Here is a 21,809-nt window from a genome sequence, read left to right on the forward strand (position 1 = left end):
AACTACTTAGTCGCTCATTCGCGACTTCCTTATGTTAACATCTTCGTTAGTTAATGTCAACTAAGTTTTTATTTCGTTTGCCGCGTTCTGCGTTATTGCATCGGCGACTTGTTCTATATTACACCTCTACATACTAATCGTCAATATGTTTTTCTAAAAAAATATAAAAAGGCTTATTCTTTTTAAAATAAGCCTTTTTATCACATATAACTCTATTCATTTACTATTTATCTATAATTGGTAACGAAACGATAAATTGAATAATACTATCCTCATATTCCGCTCGTATACTACCACCCTGCAATTCAACAATACTTTTCGCAATAGCTAATCCAAGCCCCGATCCTTCTGTTACTCTACTTCTAGATTGATCCTTCTTATAAAAACGTTCAAACAAGCTCCCTAACTCTTCTCTCGTAAACTCTTCGCTATGATTCGCAATTACAATTTGTATATCCCTGCGCTGCCTTTGAAGAGAAACCTTTATCTCTCCATCATCTTTACTATACTTAATCGCATTCATTAGTAAATTATCAAATACACGAACCATCTTTTCCGAATCAATCGATGCATAGGCACGTTCCTCAGGAAACTTCTTAACAAACGTAAGTCCATGCTCTTCTGCCTGCGGTACTAACTCTTCTATTAATTGCTCCAATAACTCATTTATACAAACCTCTTGTTTTTCCATTACAACTTGCTCGTTTTTTAACTTCGTATACTCAAATAAATCTTCTATTAAATTCTTTAACTGCTCCGACTTTGCAAAAGCAATTCTCGTATACTCATCATGCTGTTCTTTATTTTCATATTTTGAGTCTCTAAGTAATCTTAAGTAACCCATAATAGAAGTAAGTGGTGTACGCAAATCATGAGATACATTCGTAATGAGCTCATTTTTCTGCTTTTCTAATTTACGCTCTTTTTCTATATTATTCATAAGCTCTTCTGCCATATTGTTAATATTCTCAGTTAAAGACGCAATCTCATCCTCACCTTTTTTCTCAATACGATACGCTAAGTTTCCTTTTTCTATTTCCTTTACACCCTGTGCCATCGCTTCAATCTGCTTCATCTTCCTCTTTGTTATATAGAAGAAAGAGAAAATGAATACGAGTACACCTATGAAAAACGGAAACGGTCCTTCTTGCGTATCATACATTACTACACCATCCGGAATTCCACTAACAAACATATATAAATTCTTATCTTCTATTGTAATAGGTGAAAAAGCTATAAATTCTTTTCTCGTATTTTCAAATATATCTTGACCATTTGAATAGTTGATCGCAAATGATGCTGCATTACGAATCGTATTATGCAAATCGATTTGCTCTTCTTGCGCCTGCTTTGTTTTATATAAAACTTTACCACTTTCATCAGTAACCAATATTTTTAAAGCTCTATTTCCTCGCTCTAAATTTTGATTCTCCATCTCGATCATATTGGATATAGCTTCTAATTTATTTTCATGAACCGAACTATTCGCTGCTCTTTGAGCTTGGTAATTAATTTGTTGCATACCAGACCGATAATCGACAGTCGCTTGACGATTCGCATTCTCAAAAAATGGCGCAGCTCCCTTTGCAAAAAAAACTCCTAATAACGCACAAGCAGCAAAAGTAGTAACCAATTGAATTCTTATACTCTTTCGTACGCTCTTTACTAATTTCTCAATTAATTGTCTTGTTTTCCTCACATAAGTAAATGGATTAAATATCTTTTTCAATCTTATACCCCACTCCCCATACTGTTTTTATATATCTCGGCTTCCTTGGATTCTCCTCAATCTTTTCACGTACTTTTCGAATATGTACCATTACAGTGTTATCAGACTGGAAAGATCTTTCGTTCCAAACTTTTTCATAAATTTGCTCAGCGCTAAAGACCATACCTGGATTACGAGCTAGCAATTCTAAAATTGAAAATTCCCTTGGAGTTAGCTTCACTTCTCCTCCCTCTACAATGACTTTATGAGTTGTGATGTTTATTGTCATATCTCCAATTTCTAACTCGTCCTCATTTTGAATAGCAAAACCATTCATTTTCATATAACGACGTAGCTGAGATTTAATTCTTGCGATTAACTCTAACGGATTAAATGGTTTTGTTACGTAATCATCTGCACCTGTTGTTAATCCTAAAATTTTATCCATATCTTGCGTTTTTGCCGATAGCATAATAATCGGCATTTCCTTTGCTTCCCTTACTTTCATACACATATGAATACCATCTACTTTTGGCATCATAATATCTAATACGACTAAGTGCACTTCATTTTCTTCTAATATACGTAACCCTTCTTCTCCGTCCCCTGCTTGCAGTACTTTATATCCTTCGTTCTTTAAATAAATTGTAATAAGATTCCTAATTTCTTTTTCATCATCTACGACAAGTATTGTTTCGTGTGCCACAATATCTCCCCCATCACTTTTTTAATCCCTAACTTCTATTATAGGAAAACTTCTGAAGAAAAACGCTCGGAAATCCTTAAGATTTTCTGAAGACGCAAAAAAGGTCTAGACTCCCCTTAAGTCTAGACCTTTCAAAAAACCCCTTTTATTTACGAACGTAGATGAAATATAGTACGAATAAAACTCCCATAACATACATAATTGGATGAACCTCTTTACGACGGCCACTCACAACCATTGTAATTGGATAGAAGATAAATCCGATTGCAATTCCTGTTGCGATACTATACGTAAGTGGCATTGAAATGATAGTAAAGAATGCTGGTACTGCAATCTCGAATTTCTTCCAATCAATTTCTCCTAAAGATGAAACCATCAAGATTCCTACAATAATTAATGCTGGCGCTGTTACAGCTGGTGTCACAACACTTAATAGCGGCGAGAAGAATAGTGCCAGTAAGAAGAACCCTGCTGTTACAACTGCTGTAAATCCAGAACGTCCTCCTGCCGCTACCCCTGCAGACGACTCAATGTAAGATGTTGTTGTTGATGTACCTAAGATCGCACCGATTACAGTTGCAATCGCATCTGCAAATAACGCTTTCCCTGCACGTGGTAATTTATTGTTCTTCATTAATCCTGCTTGATTCGCAACCGCTACAAGCGTACCTGCTGTATCAAAGAAATCGATAAAGAAGAACGTTATAATAACAATACCCATTTCAACAGTGAAAATATCTCCAAAGTGAGTTAACGCTACACCGAACGTTGGTTCTAAGCTCGGTATTGCTCCCACTACAGCTTTCGGAGTATCAATTAATCCTGTTGCCACTCCTAAGATTGCTGTAAGAATCATACCGTAGAAAACTGCACCGTTGATTTTCTTAATCATGAAGATGATTGTAGTAACAACTCCGAAGATCGCTAGTAACGTTGTGCCCTTTGTTAAGTCCCCCAACCCAACAAGGACAGCATCATTTTTCACGATAATTCCGGCATTTTGGAATCCAAGGAAGGCAATAAACAATCCGATACCTGCTGCTACTGCAAACTTTAACTCTGATGGAATTGCATTAATGATTTTTTCACGAATACCTGAAGCAGTAAGAATAATAAAGATAATACCTGACATTAATGTTCCAGCAATTGCCGTTTGCCACGGAATTCCCATCGTTAACACCGCTGTATAAGCAAAGAATGCGTTAATTCCCATACCTGGTGCTAATGCTATTGGATACTTGGCGAATATCCCCATAATTAACGAACCAATCGCTGCTGCTAATGCTGTAGCAACGAATACTGCACCTGGATCCATTCCTGTACCTGCCGGTAATCCTTTAACATTCCCAAGCGACAGCGTAGCAGGATTGACAAATAGTACGTAAGCCATAGATAGAAATGTCGTTAAACCTGCTATGAACTCTGTTTTATAATTTGTGCCGAGTTCATCAAACTGAAAATAGCGTTTCATCTTACGTTTCCCCCGTTATATGATTACTCGCCGTATTTCACCCTAGCCCTCTTTTATCTCGAAAAATAAAAAAGGCTTCCATTGCATATACATGGAAGCGTTCTATAAACAAAGACAAGTTTCCCCTCATCTTTATCAAAACGCCTCGTAGTCAAGCCATTTACGGTAGCTAGGTAGAAACTTTCGGGCCATATCCCCGATATTATACGACGGCATAATATTCACTTTTCGTTTGAATTACATACTCATATTAACTCTTGAAAGTATTTTTGTCAATTTAAAAACGAACATTATTCAAAGTTTTTATGTTTTCGTTCGCTATAAAAGCTTTTTCACGCATCGATTTCTTATTATTACCATTATTTTTGGGTTTATATATGTATAATTACTGAAAAAACGTTCTAACTTATTAACTGTAAGTTTTGATACATTCGTTTTTTCATACTCTACATTCTCTAACTCATATTCATCTAACCATGTATGCCATAATTCAATATCCTTATAAGGTACGGTAATACTATTTAAGTACTCTTTCACATACTGCGGTAGTAGCTTACTATTATTATTTTCTATCTTATAAATGTTTTTCTTCTTTGAGTAGTATCTGGCCAATTGATTTTGATGATCTTCATCAATTAAAAGATGTTCCTCTTCAGCATCACCATTAATAAGAAATATCTTTTCATTTTTATCCGATACTAATCCTTTTAACATTCCTCCAAAGAGACGATATAGCTCCTTCTCTTTATAACCTAATCCTAACAAATCATTAAATGATTTAATGCTGTCATCACCACTATTTAAACTAGGTAGTTCAACATCCGTAGCCAAGAAGTTATATATACTCATCATCCCTCTCCCATCTAATACATTATCTTCAACACATTCCAACATTTAACTCATTTTTGGCTACGATTTAAAATGGATATAAACTTTCTTTCAATAAGATGAGAAGTTAATTCACAATATATTTAATATAGGTATCTACGCGAATAATCAGTACTGTGTAACCTTCGACTAAAACCAACACTAAAAATTTCAGTTGAAGGTTTCAACAATATTCTCAAGAAAATATATATATAAGATTTTCTTGAAAAATTCAGATTAGGAAGTGTTGATATGGATGGTGTAGTTATATCTAAGAACTGGGAAGATAAAGGTTATTCACTACCTAACATTCCTAGGGAAAAAAATTACTGTGAAAGCTTATTGAAAATACTTAAAATTATTCAAACCTATGATACAAACGATCAAAAAGTGGATATTTCAAATGAAAAATATGATATTAATTATTTGTGCACACGACTACAGATTACTGGTTTTGTAGAAAGAAATGGAGATAGATGGATACTCACCACCTTCTCTACAGATTTCATGCAAAATCAAGATCAAAACGATCTTTTCCACTACTTACATTCGAAGATAAAATTTTTCGGAGAAATACTCTTTTATTTAAAAGAAAAAGATATGACTATTGGAGAAATATTAAATTTAGCAACAACAAAGTATTCATTCAGCTGGAAAACAAAATCACCTGTATCTGATCGATTACGTTGGTTGACTGATTTAGGGTGCTTAGAGTTCTCAGAGTTCAAGTATTTATATTCTATTACTAATATAGGTGAAAATTTTCTGAATAACCTTATGATAAATGACTTTGATTTTAAAAACCTTCATAAATCCGACCATTCTACTAGACGACTATTTAAAATAGAGAATATCCCTGAATGGATAAGAGATATTAGTGATTTAGATAAGAAAATAGAAGGATTAGGTTATCTTGCTGGTGGTCAGCATAATACTCTTACTACTACAAAAGTTTTTATCAGATTCATCGGAGAAAAAAAAGATATAAACGATATATCAGACTTCGCTTTTACGAAATATGAAATAAGCAATTCTTCAGTTAAGCATTATCTTCATACTCTTGAAAAACTTAATTTAATTTTCCGCACAAGTTTTTCCGAGTATTCAATCACGGAATACGGTAAAGAAATATTAGAAATTGAGGAACTGGATTTTATATTCTATCTAGATAAAATCTTACTGTATTTACTAGATATGTTGCCGTATATGAATAAATCTAGGAAAAGCATTAACGAGCTAATGGCTATATCTAGATCCAAGTATAACTTTGAAAAAAATAATAAAGATGCTATTAGAAAAAGGATTAATTTACTCCTAAGTGCAAATTTAGTTACAAAGTTAGATCATTTTCACTACAAGACTTCTGAATTAGGAGCACAGATTGTTGATTTGATTCAAAAAGATATTGAACATGAAGAAGTTTTGACATCGCCCGTTGCAGAAAACGAAAAGGAAATTGAGGATATTTTAGTAGAATTGAGAGTAGCATCTGGAGATTCTACTAATCCTGAACGCTTTGAAAAAATTTGCGCTATTTGTTTCGAAATGTTGGGATATGAAAGTAAATAGATCGGTGGATCGGGTGATACAGATATTCTAGTTCAAACCATATCATCTCCAAAATTTTCGTATAGAATTATCATTGATACTAAATCAACAAGCTCACCTTCTGTAAATGAAAGTCAAATTGATTTTGATACATTAAAAGAACATAAAGTAAAAAACAATGCTGATTTTGTAGTTATAGTCGGGAAATCATTTTCATCATCAAGATTATTACATAGAGCTAAAGAACATGGGGTAGTACTAATCGATATAGAAAGTTTGAGTGATTTGATTTTAAGTCATATGAAGGTGCCACTCTCATATGAATCATATAAAAATCTTTTTTTGTCCGGTGGTCTATTAGATTTAACAAAAATTGAAGAGGATAGCAATCATTTAATACGAAAGAATAATTTGATTAAAGAAATATTAAATTGTTTAATTGAACAGAATGACGATGAAGTTACTAACGGTATTTTAACTGAGAGAGAAATATATTTTATTCTCAAGAATTCAAATTTATTAAAAGAAAATCTTTCATTGAAGGAAATTCAAGAAACGCTAACCTTTTTATCTTCTCCCTTTATCAACGGTATAAAAAAGACTAAAGACGGTTATTACGCTATGGGGTCTTTAAATGAGATATCTAAAACCTTTCAATTTTATGGAGGGATATCAGCAAACAAATAAATGGATTCTGTAAGGCTTGAACACAATCAGATTAAAGATAGTAAATATTATTAATTAACATTAACTGTAATACTTAATAAAACCCTAATAGAAGTTTGAGCGAATTCCGGAACAGGATATATTTCAAAACACCTAAACCATCTGTTCCTCACCTGTTTACAAAGACAAACAAAAGAAAAGAAGCTTAGATCCCTTATAAACCAAGGGTCCTAAGCTTCTTTTTACTATTCCCACTCAATAGTTGCTGGTGGCTTACTCGTTATATCATACACGATACGGTTAACGTGTTTTACTTCGTTTACGATACGTACAGAGATTTTCTCTAATACATCCCAAGGGATACGTGCCCAGTCAGCTGTCATACCATCGATAGATGTTACTGCGCGGATACCTACTGTGTAATCGTAAGTACGCTCGTCACCCATAACACCTACACTACGCATACCAGGAAGCGCAGTGAAGTATTGCCAAACTTCGCGGTCTAATCCTGCTTTTATAATTTCTTCACGTAAAATCGCATCAGATTCACGAACGATTTCTAATTTCTCTTCTGTGATTTCACCTAATACACGAATACCAAGTCCTGGACCTGGGAATGGTTGACGCCATACGATTTCATCAGGAATTCCTAATTCAGATCCTAATACACGTACTTCATCTTTAAATAAAGTGTTTAAAGGCTCAATTAATTTGAACTGCATGTCTTCTGGAAGTCCACCAACGTTATGGTGAGATTTAATTGTTTGTGCAGTTGCTGTACCACTTTCAACGATATCTGTGTAAAGTGTACCTTGCGCTAGGAAGTCCATACCTTGTAATTTAGATGCTTCATCATCAAATACGTAAATGAATTCGTTACCGATGATTTTACGTTTTTGTTCTGGATCTTCTACACCTTTTAACTTGTTCATAAAGCGTTCTTTTGCATCCACTTTAATAACGTTCATATGGAAGCCTTCGCTAAATGTTTTCATAACACCTTCTGCTTCATCTTTACGAAGTAAACCGTGGTCAACGAAAATACATGTTAGTTGATCGCCGATTGCTTTATGAATTAATACCGCTACAACAGAAGAGTCTACACCGCCACTAAGTGCGCATAATACTTTTTTGTCTCCAACAGTTTCACGGATTTTCTCTAATTCTACTTCGATAAAGTTCTCCATGTTCCATCCTTCAGAACAACCACATGCGCCGAATACGAAGTTTTTAATTAAATCGTTACCGTGCTCAGAGTGACGTACTTCTGGGTGGAATTGTACACCGTATAAGTTTTTCGCTTCATTGCTCATACCAGCAATTGGACAAGACTCACTTGTCGCATCTACTACGAATCCTTCAGGTAAACCAGTTACTAAGTCACCATGGCTCATCCATACAACTTGCTCTTCTGGAAGGTTCGTATATAATTTTGATTCGTTCTCTACTTTAAGAACAGCTTTTCCGTATTCACGGTGGTTTGCGCGTTCTACTTTACCACCGAAGTGTTGTGTCATAAGCTGCATACCGTAACAAATACCGAAAATCGGTAATCCTAGCTCGAATATTTTTTCATCACAATGTAATGCACCTTCACCGTATACACTATTTGGTCCACCAGAGAAAATAATCCCTTTTGGATTCATTGCTTTAATTTCTTCTGCAGTAATTGTATGTGGATGAAGTTCACTGTATACACCGAACTCACGAATTCGACGTGCTATTAACTGATTGTACTGACTCCCAAAATCTAAAACGATAATTGTATCGTGCTGCTTTTTCAAAATAATCACCCCAACGTTAGTTCTCGTATATAAATATTTTCACCAATTTGGCGAAAAGCATTACCAATATAATAAAAAAAGCCAGTCCTCCGCCTCTAGTCTCATAACAAAGAAAAGGCAGGGGTCTGGCTTTATAAAGAAAGATAGTCTCCGCTCTTTATAAATATAAGACACACTGCCTTCATAGTCAGGTTGTTTACGGTAACCCGGTAGAGACTCTCAAACCATATCATTGAGGATATATGAAGGATCGTTTTATATTATCTTCCTAGATTCTAACAATGAAGTATCAATATGGTCAAGAGAGAAAGCGACAAAATTCTACAGAAATTAAATTCCTTTTCTAAAAAACACAAAAAAACATCCACTTCTATATAGAAGTGGATGTTTTTCGAGCGAACGGAATTACATCATTCCGCCCATACCGCCCATGCCCATGCCGCCCATGTCAGGCATTGCTGGTGCATTTGGTTCTGGCTTGTCAGCTACTACAGCTTCAGTCGTTAAGAACATAGCTGCAACAGATGCTGCGTTTTGAAGTGCAGAGCGAGTTACTTTAGCTGGATCTACGATACCAGTTTCAAGCATGTTAACCCACTCGCCAGTAGCTGCGTTGAAACCAACGCCTACTTTTTCGCCTTTTAGACGCTCTACAACTACAGATCCTTCTAGACCAGCGTTGATTGCGATTTGACGAACTGGCTCTTCTAATGCACGAAGTACGATGTTGATACCTGTTGCTTCGTCGCCTTCAGCTACGATAGAAGCTACTTTTGTGTATACGTTCATAAGTGAAGTACCACCACCTGCAACGATACCTTCTTCTACTGCTGCACGAGTTGAGTTAAGTGCATCTTCAATACGAAGTTTGCGCTCTTTTAACTCAGTTTCAGTTGCTGCACCGACTTTAATTACTGCTACGCCACCTGCTAATTTAGCAAGACGCTCTTGTAATTTTTCACGATCGAATTCAGAAGTAGTTTCTTCTAATTGCGCACGGATTTGGCCAATGCGAGCTTCGATTTGTTGTGTATTTCCAATACCTTCAACTACAGTTGTGTTTTCTTTCGTTACAACGATTTTACCTGCGCGTCCTAAAGATTCAACTGTAGCAGATTTTAAGTCACGTCCTAATTCTTCAGTGATTACTTCGCCACCAGTTAAGATTGCGATATCTTCTAGCATTGCTTTACGACGGTCACCAAATCCAGGAGCTTTAACAGCTACTACATTGAATGTACCACGAAGTTTGTTCACTACTAATGTAGCTAACGCTTCGCCTTCTACATCTTCAGCAATGATAAGAAGTGGTTTACCTTGTTGTACCACTTGCTCTAATACTGGTAAGATTTCTTGGATGTTAGAAATCTTTTTGTCAGTGATTAAGATGTATGGGTTATCAAGAACCGCTTCCATTTTGTCAGAATCAGTAATCATGTAAGGAGATGCATATCCACGATCAAATTGCATACCTTCTACTACGTCCAATTCTGTTGTGAATCCTTTAGATTCTTCTAAAGTAATAACGCCGTCGTTACCAACGCGCTCCATTGCTTCAGCGATTAATTGACCTACTTCTTCGTCAGCTGCAGAAATAGCAGCTACTTGTGCGATAGAAGATTTACCTTCGATTGGTTTAGAAATCGCTTTTAATTCTTCAATTGCAGCAGTAACAGCTTTTTCGATACCTTTACGAAGACCCATTGGGTTAGCACCAGCTGTTACGTTTTTAAGACCTTCACGAATCATAGCTTGTGCTAATACAGTTGCAGTTGTCGTTCCGTCACCAGCTACATCGTTTGTTTTGCTAGCAACTTCTGCCACTAATTTCGCACCCATGTTTTCGAATGCATCTTCTAATTCGATTTCTTTTGCGATTGTTACACCGTCATTTGTAATAAGTGGTGAACCGAATTTTTTCTCAAGTACAACGTTACGACCTTTTGGTCCAAGCGTTACTTTTACTGCGTTTGCAAGAGTGTCGACACCGCGAAGCATCGAACGACGTGCTTCTTCACTAAATTTAATATCTTTTGCCATAATAATTGACCCCCTTGGATTTTTTAAAATGTATATAATTAACCGATAATTGCTAAAATGTCACTTTCACGTAAAATCAAGTAGTCTGTACCTTCGTATTTCACTTCAGTACCTGCATATTTTGAGAAGATGATAAGATCACCTGCTGCTACCTCTAAAGCAACACGCTCACCATTTTCAAGCACTCGGCCTGTACCTACTGCAATAACTTTACCCTCTTGTGGTTTTTCTTTTGCAGTGTCTGGTAATACAATACCACTTGCTGTTTTTTCTTCTGCTTGAACAAGTTCAATTACAACGCGATCACCTAATGGCTTTAGCATGAACAATAACCTCCTCATTTTGTTATGTAAATTTTATTTATTAGCACTCAAGTCACACGAGTGCTAACACACTTCTAATAATAAATAATCTCAATTTCTTTTGCAAGTAAAAAAATCATAATTTTTTCGCAAATTACTATATATACTTTTCTATATAAAATCCTTCTTCTACTACCTTTACTATATGAATCGTTGTTTCCACCACTCGTATGTTACAATATGAAAGACACCCTAAGTTGTTTTCGCTAAACACACAACTTTTTCCTGTCTTCTATTTTAATTTCAAATAAAGATTTACAAAAGAATCATAATTCGAACGAAAGTTTATATGATAGGTAGCATATTTACATGTTATCCTACTTTATCTCATACACTAGAGTTAGAAAGGATGGTTAAACCATTTGAAGAAACAATATTGGTGGGTTATCGTTACATACATTTTAATGCAGTTATCAGGCATTGCCGGGTTACCGCTTCTCCTGAAAACTGGACTATACGATAATAGGGGATTTACTAGAGAGGAAAAGATTCAGCTCATAACTGGTCATTGGGCTATCATTAGCTTTTTCATTGCATTATGCGTTGTACTTTGGTTACTCAGAACAGACATTCGCGACAGGCATTTAGATAAAATGCGCTCTACTACTCCAGCTACAGTTGGATGGATTTTCATCGGATTTTTCTTAGCACTATTTTCACAAAGTATTGCCGGTATGATCGAAATGCGGTTATTAGGGATTACACCTGGCTCTGAAAATACAGAAAGACTTATGGACATCGCAAGAACGACACCTTGGTTCCTTATCGTCATATCTATAATCGGACCTATTTTGGAAGAAATCGTATTTAGAAAAATTTTATTCGGTACACTTTATAAGAAGTTTAACTTCTTTATTGCTGCTATCATTAGTTCACTTGTATTCGCGGCGATTCATTTTGATTTTACTCACTTATTGGTATACACTTCTATGGGGCTCGTATTCGCCTTTTTATATGTAAAAACGAAACGTATTATCGTCCCTATTGCAGCCCATGTTGCAATGAATACATTAGTTGCAGTTGCTCAAGTTTTAGTAAGCAATGAACAAATTCAAGAAATGATTAAAGAAGCTGAGAAAATGCAAGGCTTTATCGGAGGATTTTTTGTATGAGAAACTCACCATTGTTCATGGCTGCATTGTACTTTCTTCTTGGATGTATCTTTACACGTTTCGCCATTACGAACGTAACAGATACAATCTGGAATATGTGGACAATACTATTTGCAGTTATGGCAACAATTGATTTTAATTTGGCACTTCGCCTTATCTTAGTTAAATTCACAAAGAAAAAACAATAATAAAACGCAGAGGTCGCTTCCTCTGCGTTTTATTGTGGATAATTCTTCAAAAAGTAAACAAGTGTTTGTAACTCTACAGCTAAATCAATATGATGAATTCTTATATTTTCTGACACATTTAAGCGTGCTGGTGTAAAATTTAAAATACCATGCACGTTCGTTTCTGCCAATCTATCTGCCACAGATTGTGCTACTGTAGCGGGTACTGTTAATATCGCCACTTGTATATCAGTTGATAAACGTTCTTCTAGTTCATCCAAATGATATACAGGAATGCCTCCGATTTCTGTTCCAACTTTCTCTTCACTAACGTCAAACGCCATTTCAATTTTTGTATTATTGTTTTTCGTGAAATTATAATGTAAGAAAGCGGTCCCTAAATTACCTACTCCAATAAGTGCTACACGTGTTATATCATCTTGGTCGAGTGTTTCACGGAAAAATGATAATAAATAATTTACGTTATATCCATAACCTTTTTTCCCTAACGCTCCAAAATATGAAAAATCTCTTCGAATAGTTGCGGAATCAACCTTTACCGCTTCACTCAATTCGGCTGATGAAACACGTTGCTTACCAGAAAGAGATAAGTTTTGGATAAATCGATAGTATAGAGGCAATCGTTTGGCAGTGGCCTGTGGAATTTTTTGCTGATCCATATAACCTCTCCTCTCTTCCTATCTTTATTCATATACTTGAATCAAATACAGAAGTTTAGCACTCATGAATTTCCTTGTATAATAAAGAGAAGAAGTATTCTCTCTTTATTTTAAACTATACACTATTTTTAGTATGATTGAGAAATATAAACATGGCAAAGTTAAGAAATTATTTGAGGTGAAAACATTGATTTTATTACAAGTAAACGCGCTTTCGAAATTATACGGTGCAGAAACGATTCTTGCAAACATAAAATTGGAAGTACAAACGAAAGATCGTATCGCATTAGTCGGACGAAATGGAGCCGGAAAATCTACATTATTAAAAATAATAGCTGGTGAGTTATCTCATGATGGTGGTGAAATTATAAAACCGAAAGATGTCTCAATGGGGTATTTAGCTCAAAATACCGGATTAGAAACGTCTTTAACAATTTGGGATGAAATGTTAACCGTCTTTACACACTTGCAGCAAATGGAGACAAAACTTCGAAGGCTAGAGCAAGAGATGGGCAAAGAAGAAAACTTTTCAAATGCAGCTATATACGAGAAATTATTAGCTGATTATGACCAATTACAATTAGATTATAAAGATCAAGGTGGCTATCAGTACGAAGCGGATATCCGCTCTATTTTAAGCGGTCTTGGCTTCCCAGTTGAAATGCACCAGACGACAATTTCTACATTAAGTGGTGGGCAAAAAACACGATTAGCTCTTGGTAAATTATTATTAACTAAACCAAACTTACTTATTTTAGACGAGCCTACAAACCATTTGGACATTGAAACATTAACTTGGCTTGAACAATATTTACAAGGTTATCCTGGCGCAATTTTAATCGTTTCCCATGACCGTTATTTCTTAGATAAACTCGTTACACAGGTATACGAAATTTCTAATAAGGAAAGCAGACGATTTGTTGGTAACTACAGTAAATATTTAGACTTAAAATCGGCACTATACGAGCAAGAGATGAAACGGTATGAAAAACAACAGGATGAAATTGCTAAACTTGAAGACTTTGTGCAAAAAAATATAGCTCGTGCATCTACGACAAAGCGCGCTCAAAGTCGCCGTAAACAATTAGACAGAATGGAATTATTAACTAGACCATTGGGCGATTCTAAGTCAGCTTTCTTCCACTTTGATATTGAAAAACAAAGCGGAAATGATGTTTTACAAGTGAAAGATGCAACTATTGGCTATGATGAAGATCCGATTATTGAACATGTAACTATGCGCTTAACTCGTGGGGATAGTGTTGCTTTAGTTGGACCGAACGGAATTGGGAAATCCACATTGTTAAAATCACTTGTGAATAAGTTACCTCTACTAAATGGTGATGTTTCTTTCGGATCAAATGTATCTGTTGGTTATTATGATCAAGAACAAGCTAACTTAACATCTTCTAAGCGAGTTTTAAATGAACTATGGGATGAATATCCTCTGCAACCTGAAAAAGAAATTCGCACTATACTAGGCAACTTTTTATTCACAGGGGATGATGTACTAAAGCCAGTATCTTCTCTTAGTGGTGGACAAAAAGCCCGATTAGCTCTCGCAAAGCTTATGATGCAAAAATCAAATTTACTAATTCTTGATGAGCCAACGAACCATCTTGATTTAAATAGTAAAGAGATTCTAGAGAATGCTTTAATTGATTATCCAGGTACTCTTCTATTCGTCTCTCATGACCGCTACTTTATTAATCGTGTAACGACAACAGTTGTTGAGTTATCAACAGAAGGTGCACAAGAATATTTAGGTGACTACGATTACTACGTTGAAAAGAAGAATGAAATGATTGAACGTGCAGAATTTGAACAACAAGAACAGCAAGAAAATCAGGCACCTGTTCAAAAAACTGTAGCTCAAGAAAAATTAAATTATCTCGAAGAAAAAGAGCGTAAACAATTAGAGCGTCAACGCACTCGGAAAATTGAGGAGCTAGAACAAAACATCGTAGAATTTGAAGAAGAAATTGCTACATTAGAAGATCAGCTTTGCTTACCAGAAATATATGCAGATTATGAAAAGGCTAGTGAAATTACATCTAAAAAGCAAACACTACAAGAACAACTTGAAGCTTGTATGGCAGAATGGGAAGAACTGCATATATAAGTGAACTTAAACAAAAAGGATGTCTCATACGTCGAGGATGTGTGAGACATCCTTTTTATTTTCTATTTTAAAATCAGTGCCTTAACACATGAAATTATATCAACGATTTTTTGAATATATATACCGTAACTTAAAATATATGAATGATTCGACAAGAACTATCGTTTTACCGACAAAGATTGACAATAGTAGCAACCTATATAATAAGAGGCGGATGTTTCAAAAGTTTTTTGGGATATCTTCTTGTTTTTTATTTCCCGAAAAAGAATATCTTTAAAGGTCAGACTTCACCCGTTTTATCCACAAGTTTATACACATATCCACCTTTATAAAATAGACATTAAAATAACTTTTCCACATTATCCACATTCCCGAAAAAAGTTATACACATTTTATATACACAACAAAACCCATATTATCAACAGATAATATGGGTTTTATCCACAGTCTGTGGTTAATTTTGTGTATAACTATGCCTCAATATCTAATCCTGGATTTGCATTTAAAGCTAATGTCGCACGTTTTCCTTGTTCGTATGCAATTGTACCTGCAGCTGCAATCATCGCTGCATTATCTGTGCATAAAGATAGAGGCGGGATAATTAGCTCTATATTTTCTTTTTGCGCAAATTCTGCTTCTAAACGTGCACGAAGCCCTTTATTAGCAGCTACTCCACCAGCAAGAAGCACTTGCTTTACGTTATATGCATCCGCCGCACGAGACGCTTTCGTTACAAGTACGTCGATTACACTTTCTTGGAAACTTGCTGCTAAATCTTCCGGTGCAATTTCTATACCACGTTGTTTTGCGTTATGCACAGTGTTGATAACTGCCGATTTCAATCCACTAAAGCTAAAATCATACGAATCCGGCTCTAGCCATGCACGAGGCAAATCAATTGTCGGCTTTCCTTCATGTGCAAGGCGATCAATATGAGGACCACCTGGATATGGCATAGATAACGTACGAGCTACTTTATCATATGCTTCCCCTGCTGCATCATCTCGTGTTTCACCAATCACTTCAAATGAACCGTGTTCTTTCATATAAACAAGCTCCGTATGTCCACCAGATACAACAAGTGATAGTAATGGGAATTGTACTTCTTTTACTAAACGGTTTGCATAAATATGACCAGCAATATGATGAACACCAACTAGAGGGATATCATGCGCAAAAGCCACAGCTTTCGCTGCATTTACACCTATTAAAAGTGCTCCAACCAAACCAGGTCCTTCTGTTACGGCAATTGCATCAATATCCTCGAAAGTGATATTCGCTTCTTTTAAAGCTTCCTCTAGCACAACTGTAATTTCTTCTACATGGTGACGGGATGCAATCTCTGGTACGACTCCGCCAAAACGCTTATGACTTTCAATTTGTGATGCAACGATATTCGCAATAATTTCCGTTCCATTTTTAACAACTGCTACTGCTGTTTCATCACAGCTTGTTTCAATACCAAGTATAATCGTATTTTTTTTCCATTATATATTCACCCACATTACGAGACCATCTTCCTGATTGTCTGCATAGTATCGTTTACGAATCCCACCATTTTGAAATCCGTATTTTCTGTATAACTGTTTTGCTGCTTCATTTGATACGCGTACTTCAAGTGTCATCGTTTTTACTCCTAGGTCTTTCGCCTCCGAAATAACCTCTTTCAATAAGGCATCTCCTAACTTTTGACCTCGGTACTCTGGCAAAATAGCTATATTTGTTATATGTGATTCATCAATAATTATCCACAATCCACAATAACCAATTACGCGACCATCTTTTTCTAGCACAACATAATGTGCATGTTCATTCATCGCTAATTCACGTTGAAAAGCATCTGCAGTCCAAGGAGTTGAAAAAGACGCTTCTTCAATAGCTACAATTTGAGCAATATCATCGAGTGCCATCTTTCTAAATATCATATCCATTTTCTATAGACCTCTACTTCTTTTGGCTTTCTAACCAGTTTGTTTCAGCTTCCGCTAAACGAAGGTAACTAGGTACAAACGTATGCACATCTTGTTCTTCTTTTTGTAACCCTAAAAATGCTAGCTCACTTGGTCTTGGGTTATTCTTAGTGAAAGGAGCAAATACAGCTTGATCACCTAAGTATTCTATAATTGTTTCTTTATGCAATTTAACATCGTTACCAATAAATAAAACAGGCTGTTCTTTATCTTTTAACATTTGCAACCAGTCAACAATAAGCATAATTCGGTCTTCTTCTATTGAAGTTAACTGCTCCCCTTCATATGTATATAGCCCCGTGTAAATTTGACCACGTCGACCATCAAATAAAGGAGAGATTAATCCCTTAAAATTAGCACCATTTGCTGCCACTACTTCTAAACTTGATACACCTACAATTGGTATTTGAAGTGACCAAGCTAATGTTTTTGCAGCTGTCACACCTATACGAACACCTGTATATGATCCAGGTCCAGCTGCTACAACGATTTTAGTCAATTCTTTCGGTTTTACACCACATTCTTTTAAAAGTTTCTCTACAGCTGGCATAAGACGTACAGAATGGTTTTTTGTTAAATTTGTAATGATTTCTCCGATCACGTTCCCTTCCTCAATAAGGGATACACCCATTACGTAATTTGAAGTATCAATTGCTAGTACTTTCATTTTGTAATAGCTCCTCACATAATCTAATATAACGATTTCCAATTGGTTCGAGTACAATTTTCCTTGTATCATCTCCAGCATGGAATAAGCTGATTTGTAACTTTTCATTCGGTAAATATTCTTCTATTAAATGAGCCCATTCTACTACTGTAATCCCTTCACCATAGAAATACTCATCAAAGCCTAAGTCTTCTTCACTTTCCGCTAAACGATATACGTCCATATGATATAGCGGCAATCTTCCTTTATATTCTTTAATAATATTGAAGGTAGGACTATTTACAACTCTTTTCACACCAAGACCCTTTGCTAGTCCTTTTGTAAAAGTCGTCTTTCCAGCTCCAAGATCTCCTTCTAAAATAATTACATCTTGCGCCCCGACAAGTTCACCTAGTTTTTCTGATAATCTTTGTGTTTCCTCAGAAGATTTTGTTGTTACTTCATATTTACTCACAGACTTCACCTACTTTATTCACAATGTTCTCTGCTCTTTATTATACAGGTTTTAAATATATAAAAAAGTCCTTAGGAGTTTTCCTAAGGATAGTTTGACTGTCTTTATTAGTTTTTTGTTAAAACAAATAAAAAATACGAAACAACTTGTTTCGTTCTTTTCTTTATATAAAATGGCGGTCCCGACCGGGGTCGAACCGGCGATCTCCTGCGTGACAGGCAGGCATGTTAACCACTACACCACGGGACCATTGGTTGCGGGGACAGGATTTGAACCTGCGACCTTCGGGTTATGAGCCCGACGAGCTACCGTGCTGCTCCACCCCGCGATGATATAAATAGCTTGGCGACGTCCTACTCTCACAGGGACAAGGTCCCAACTACCATCGGCGCTAGAGAGCTTAACTTCCGTGTTCGGTATGGGAACGGGTGTGACCTCTCTGCCATCATCACCAAACTATGAAGGCATATTCCTTCAAAACTAGATAACATTGCTACATATTATATGGTTAAGTCCTCGATCTATTAGTATTCGTCAGCTCCACATGTCACCATGCTTCCACCTCGAACCTATCAACCTGATCATCTTTCAGGGATCTTACTAGCTTACGCTATGGGAAATCTCATCTTGAGGGGGGCTTCATGCTTAGATGCTTTCAGCACTTATCCCTTCCGCACATAGCTACCCAGCTATGCCCTTGGCAGAACAACTGGTACACCAGCGGTGCGTCCATCCCGGTCCTCTCGTACTAAGGACAGCTCCTCTCAAATTTCCTCGCCCACGACGGATAGGGACCGAACTGTCTCACGACGTTCTGAACCCAGCTCGCGTACCGCTTTAATGGGCGAACAGCCCAACCCTTGGGACCGACTACAGCCCCAGGATGCGATGAGCCGACATCGAGGTGCCAAACCTCCCCGTCGATGTGGACTCTTGGGGGAGATAAGCCTGTTATCCCCGGGGTAGCTTTTATCCGTTGAGCGATGGCCCTTCCATGCGGAACCACCGGATCACTAAGCCCGACTTTCGTCCCTGCTCGACTTGTAGGTCTCGCAGTCAAGCTCCCTTATGCCTTTGCACTCTACGAATGATTTCCAACCATTCCTGAGGGAACCTTTGGGCGCCTCCGTTACACTTTAGGAGGCGACCGCCCCAGTCAAACTGCCCACCTGACACTGTCTCCCGGGTCGATAAGACCCGTAGGTTAGAATTTCAATACAGTCAGGGCGGTATCCCACCAGCGCCTCCACCGAAGCTAGCGCTCCGGTTTCAATGGCTCCCGCCTATCCTGTACAAACTGTACCAAAATTCAATATCAGGCTACAGTAAAGCTCCACGGGGTCTTTCCGTCCTGTCGCGGGTAACCTGCATCTTCACAGGTACTATAATTTCACCGAGTCTCTGGTTGAGACAGTGCCCAAATCGTTACACCTTTCGTGCGGGTCGGAACTTACCCGACAAGGAATTTCGCTACCTTAGGACCGTTATAGTTACGGCCGCCGTTTACTGGGGCTTCAGTTCAGAGCTTCGCTTACGCTAACCCCTCTCCTTAACCTTCCAGCACCGGGCAGGTGTCAGCCCCTATACTTCGCCTTACGGCTTCGCAGAGACCTGTGTTTTTGCTAAACAGTCGCTTGGGCCTATTCACTGCGGCTTTCCGTTAAGAAAGCACCCCTTCTCCCGAAGTTACGGGGTCATTTTGCCGAGTTCCTTAACCAGAGTTCTCTCGCACACCTTAGGATTCTCTCCTCGCCTACCTGTGTCGGTTTGCGGTACAGGCACCTTTTATCTCGCTAGAAGCTTTTCTTGGCAGCGGGGAATCAAAGACTTCGCTCCATAAGGAGCTTCCCCATCACAGCTCAGCCTTCACGATAAGCGGATTTGCCTACTTATCAGCCTAACTGCTTGGACGTGCACAACCAATCGCACGCTTCTTCTATCCTTCTGCGTCCCTCCATTGCTCAAACGATAAAGAGGTGGTACAGGAATATCAACCTGTTGTCCATCGCCTACGCCTGTCGGCCTCGGCTTAGGTCCTGACTAACCCTGAGCGGACGAGCCTTCCTCAGGAAACCTTAGGCATTCGGTGGACGGGATTCTCACCCGTCTTTCGCTACTCATACCGGCATTCTCACTTCTAAGCGCTCCACCAGTCCTTCCGGTCTGACTTCACTGCACTTAGAACGCTCCCCTACCACTGATACCATTGGTATCAATTCGCAGCTTCGGTGGTGTATTTAGCCCCGGTACATTTTCGGCGCAGAGTCACTCGACTAGTGAGCTATTACGCACTCTTTAAATGGTGGCTGCTTCTAAGCCAACATCCTAGTTGTCTAAGCAACTCCACATCCTTTTCCACTTAATACACACTTTGGGACCTTAGCTGGCGATCTGGGCTGTTTCCCTCTTGACTACGGATCTTATCACTCGCAGTCTGACTCCTAAGGATAAGTCATTGGCATTCGGAGTTTGACTGAATTCGGTAATCCGATGAGGACCCCTAGTTCAATCAGTGCTCTACCTCCAAGACTCTTACACTTAAGGCTAGCCCTAAAGCTATTTCGGGGAGAACCAGCTATCTCCAGGTTCGATTGGAATTTCTCCGCTACCCACACCTCATCCCCGCACTTTTCAACGTGCGTGGGTTCGGGCCTCCATTCAGTGTTACCTGAACTTCACCCTGGACATGGGTAGATCACCTGGTTTCGGGTCTACGACCACGTACTAAACGCCCTATTCAGACTCGCTTTCGCTGCGGCTCCGTCTCTTCAACTTAACCTCGCACGGGATCGTAACTCGCCGGTTCATTCTACAAAAGGCACGCCATCACCCATTAACGGGCTCTGACTATTTGTAGGCACACGGTTTCAGGATCTCTTTCACTCCCCTTCCGGGGTGCTTTTCACCTTTCCCTCACGGTACTGGTTCACTATCGATCACTAGGGAGTATTTAGCCTTGGGAGATGGTCCTCCCAGATTCCGACGGAATTTCACGTGTTCCGCCGTACTCAGGATACATTCAAGAGAGAACGAAGTTTCGACTACGGGGTTGTTACCCTCTACGACGGACCTTTCCAGGTCGCTTCGTCTACCTCGTTCCTTTGTAACTCCGTATAGAATGTCCTACAACCCCAAGAGGCAAGCCTCTTGGTTTGGGCTAGATTCCGTTTCGCTCGCCGCTACTCAGGAAATCGCATTTGCTTTCTCTTCCTCCAGGTACTTAGATGTTTCAGTTCCCTGGGTCTGTCTTCCATACCCTATGTATTCAGGTAAGGATACCATACCATTACGTATAGTGGGTTTCCCCATTCGGAAATCTTCGGATCAAAGCTTACTTACAGCTCCCCGAAGCATATCGGCGTTAGTCCCGTCCTTCATCGACTCCTAGTGTCAAGGCATCCACCGTGCGCCCTTTCTAACTTAACCAAACTAAAATTAAAAAATATGAGCTACACTGTTATCTAGTTTTCAAAGAACATACATTT

Annotated in this window: 17 protein-coding genes, 2 tRNA genes, 2 rRNA genes and 2 riboswitches; of the genes, 5 read left to right on the forward strand and 16 right to left on the reverse strand. The window is 37.9% G+C overall.

Annotation, left to right across the window (positions count from 1 at the left end):
* Window positions 1–223: 223 nt before the first annotated feature.
* The 4 genes from ampS to CDB3_RS32125 form a co-directional block, all read right to left on the reverse strand.
* Window positions 224–1,729, reverse strand: coding sequence for an aminopeptidase AmpS (gene ampS / locus CDB3_RS00655; RefSeq protein ID WP_128853215.1), 1,506 nt, complete (start codon window positions 1,727–1,729; stop codon window positions 224–226).
* Complete coding sequence (locus CDB3_RS00660) at window positions 1,713–2,414, reverse strand: response regulator transcription factor (RefSeq protein ID WP_128853216.1); 702 nt, start codon at window positions 2,412–2,414, stop codon at window positions 1,713–1,715. The genes ampS and CDB3_RS00660 overlap by 17 nt, the downstream gene beginning before the upstream one ends.
* Window positions 2,415–2,559: 145 nt before the next feature.
* Window positions 2,560–3,885: an NCS2 family permease gene (locus CDB3_RS00665; protein WP_128853217.1), complete on the reverse strand. Its 1,326-nt coding sequence runs from the start codon at window positions 3,883–3,885 to the stop codon at window positions 2,560–2,562.
* A gap of 128 nt (window positions 3,886–4,013) precedes the next feature.
* Window positions 4,014–4,115, reverse strand: a riboswitch (purine riboswitch).
* 88 nt (window positions 4,116–4,203) lie between these two features.
* Window positions 4,204–4,734 (reverse strand): hypothetical protein, encoded by a 531-nt coding sequence (locus tag CDB3_RS32125; protein ID WP_256869566.1) that lies wholly within the window; start codon window positions 4,732–4,734, stop codon window positions 4,204–4,206.
* A 270-nt stretch (window positions 4,735–5,004) separates the two neighbouring features.
* Between CDB3_RS32125 and CDB3_RS32130 the strand changes: the two genes are divergently transcribed.
* Together CDB3_RS32130 and CDB3_RS32135 are read left to right on the forward strand one after the other, a co-directional pair.
* Window positions 5,005–6,321, forward strand: coding sequence for a hypothetical protein (locus CDB3_RS32130; protein ID WP_256869567.1), 1,317 nt, complete (start codon window positions 5,005–5,007; stop codon window positions 6,319–6,321).
* A 255-nt stretch (window positions 6,322–6,576) separates the two neighbouring features.
* Entirely contained in the window at window positions 6,577–6,987 is a 411-nt protein-coding gene (locus CDB3_RS32135) for a hypothetical protein (RefSeq protein WP_256869568.1), read from the forward strand.
* A 224-nt stretch (window positions 6,988–7,211) separates the two neighbouring features.
* Here CDB3_RS32135 and guaA read toward each other — a convergent pair whose 3' ends face one another.
* The 3 genes from guaA to groES all read right to left on the reverse strand — a co-directional run bounded on the left by guaA (window position 7,212) and on the right by groES (window position 11,113).
* Entirely contained in the window at window positions 7,212–8,750 is a 1,539-nt protein-coding gene (gene guaA / locus CDB3_RS00680; protein ID WP_128853218.1) for a glutamine-hydrolyzing GMP synthase, read from the reverse strand.
* A gap of 164 nt (window positions 8,751–8,914) precedes the next feature.
* Window positions 8,915–9,016: riboswitch (purine riboswitch) on the reverse strand.
* A gap of 139 nt (window positions 9,017–9,155) precedes the next feature.
* A complete protein-coding gene (gene groL, locus CDB3_RS00685; protein WP_001029988.1) occupies window positions 9,156–10,790 on the reverse strand; it encodes a chaperonin GroEL in 1,635 nt (544 codons plus the stop codon).
* Window positions 10,791–10,828: 38 nt separating this feature from the next.
* Window positions 10,829–11,113, reverse strand: a complete 285-nt coding sequence (groES, locus tag CDB3_RS00690; RefSeq protein ID WP_000917305.1) for a co-chaperone GroES — start codon at window positions 11,111–11,113, stop codon at window positions 10,829–10,831.
* Window positions 11,114–11,514: 401 nt separating this feature from the next.
* Here groES and CDB3_RS00695 point away from each other — a divergent pair, with 401 nt between their 5' ends.
* The gene (locus tag CDB3_RS00695; protein ID WP_128853219.1) at window positions 11,515–12,264 is read left to right on the forward strand and encodes a CPBP family intramembrane glutamic endopeptidase; all 750 of its coding nucleotides are present in this window, start codon (window positions 11,515–11,517) and stop codon (window positions 12,262–12,264) included.
* On the forward strand, window positions 12,261–12,452 hold the full coding sequence (locus CDB3_RS00700; protein WP_001246201.1) for a YdiK family protein: 192 nt from the start codon (window positions 12,261–12,263) through the stop codon (window positions 12,450–12,452). Before CDB3_RS00695 ends, CDB3_RS00700 begins: the two co-directional genes overlap by 4 nt.
* Before the next feature lie 29 nt (window positions 12,453–12,481).
* Here CDB3_RS00700 and CDB3_RS00705 read toward each other — a convergent pair whose 3' ends face one another.
* Window positions 12,482–13,111 carry a redox-sensing transcriptional repressor Rex gene (locus tag CDB3_RS00705; protein ID WP_000372704.1) on the reverse strand — a complete coding sequence of 210 codons (630 nt, stop codon included), beginning with the start codon at window positions 13,109–13,111 and terminating at the stop codon, window positions 12,482–12,484.
* Between the two features lie 187 nt (window positions 13,112–13,298).
* Between CDB3_RS00705 and CDB3_RS00710 the strand changes: the two genes are divergently transcribed.
* Entirely contained in the window at window positions 13,299–15,233 is a 1,935-nt protein-coding gene (locus CDB3_RS00710) for an ABC-F family ATP-binding cassette domain-containing protein (protein WP_218673331.1), read from the forward strand.
* Window positions 15,234–15,703: 470 nt separating this feature from the next.
* On the opposite strand, the gene tsaD is transcribed toward CDB3_RS00710, so the two are convergent.
* The 8 genes from tsaD to CDB3_RS00750 form a co-directional block, all read right to left on the reverse strand.
* Window positions 15,704–16,705, reverse strand: coding sequence for a tRNA (adenosine(37)-N6)-threonylcarbamoyltransferase complex transferase subunit TsaD (gene tsaD, locus CDB3_RS00715; protein WP_128853221.1), 1,002 nt, complete (start codon window positions 16,703–16,705; stop codon window positions 15,704–15,706).
* A 15-nt stretch (window positions 16,706–16,720) separates the two neighbouring features.
* A complete protein-coding gene (rimI, locus tag CDB3_RS00720; RefSeq protein WP_128853222.1) occupies window positions 16,721–17,164 on the reverse strand; it encodes a ribosomal protein S18-alanine N-acetyltransferase in 444 nt (147 codons plus the stop codon).
* 13 nt (window positions 17,165–17,177) lie between these two features.
* On the reverse strand, window positions 17,178–17,870 hold the full coding sequence (gene tsaB / locus CDB3_RS00725; protein WP_071744102.1) for a tRNA (adenosine(37)-N6)-threonylcarbamoyltransferase complex dimerization subunit type 1 TsaB: 693 nt from the start codon (window positions 17,868–17,870) through the stop codon (window positions 17,178–17,180).
* A complete protein-coding gene (gene tsaE / locus CDB3_RS00730) occupies window positions 17,851–18,324 on the reverse strand; it encodes a tRNA (adenosine(37)-N6)-threonylcarbamoyltransferase complex ATPase subunit type 1 TsaE (protein ID WP_097832309.1) in 474 nt (157 codons plus the stop codon). Before tsaE ends, tsaB begins: the two co-directional genes overlap by 20 nt.
* Window positions 18,325–18,497: 173 nt before the next feature.
* Window positions 18,498–18,573: transfer RNA gene (locus CDB3_RS00735), tRNA-Asp, on the reverse strand.
* A 2-nt stretch (window positions 18,574–18,575) separates the two neighbouring features.
* Window positions 18,576–18,652: transfer RNA gene (locus CDB3_RS00740), tRNA-Met, on the reverse strand.
* A 12-nt stretch (window positions 18,653–18,664) separates the two neighbouring features.
* A 5S ribosomal RNA gene (rrf, locus tag CDB3_RS00745) occupies window positions 18,665–18,780 on the reverse strand.
* A gap of 48 nt (window positions 18,781–18,828) precedes the next feature.
* A 23S ribosomal RNA gene (locus tag CDB3_RS00750) occupies window positions 18,829–21,750 on the reverse strand.
* Window positions 21,751–21,809: the final 59 nt, after the last annotated feature.

Origin of the sequence: Bacillus sp. CDB3, from assembly GCF_002081505.1 — a bacterium.
Lineage (GTDB): Bacteria > Bacillota > Bacilli > Bacillales > Bacillaceae_G > Bacillus_A > Bacillus_A cereus_AT.

Coding starts and splice junctions, on each gene's coding strand:
- CDB3_RS00665 (WP_128853217.1), bottom strand. CDS start 3,885: ATGAAACGCTATTTTCAGTTTGATGAACTCGGCACAAATTATAAAACA.
- CDB3_RS32125 (WP_256869566.1), bottom strand. CDS start 4,734: ATGAGTATATATAACTTCTTGGCTACGGATGTTGAACTACCTAGTTTA.
- CDB3_RS32130 (WP_256869567.1), top strand. CDS start 5,005: ATGGATGGTGTAGTTATATCTAAGAACTGGGAAGATAAAGGTTATTCA.
- groL (WP_001029988.1), bottom strand. CDS start 10,790: ATGGCAAAAGATATTAAATTTAGTGAAGAAGCACGTCGTTCGATGCTT.
- groES (WP_000917305.1), bottom strand. CDS start 11,113: ATGCTAAAGCCATTAGGTGATCGCGTTGTAATTGAACTTGTTCAAGCA.
- CDB3_RS00700 (WP_001246201.1), top strand. CDS start 12,261: ATGAGAAACTCACCATTGTTCATGGCTGCATTGTACTTTCTTCTTGGA.
- CDB3_RS00705 (WP_000372704.1), bottom strand. CDS start 13,111: ATGGATCAGCAAAAAATTCCACAGGCCACTGCCAAACGATTGCCTCTA.
- rimI (WP_128853222.1), bottom strand. CDS start 17,164: ATGGATATGATATTTAGAAAGATGGCACTCGATGATATTGCTCAAATT.
- tsaB (WP_071744102.1), bottom strand. CDS start 17,870: ATGAAAGTACTAGCAATTGATACTTCAAATTACGTAATGGGTGTATCC.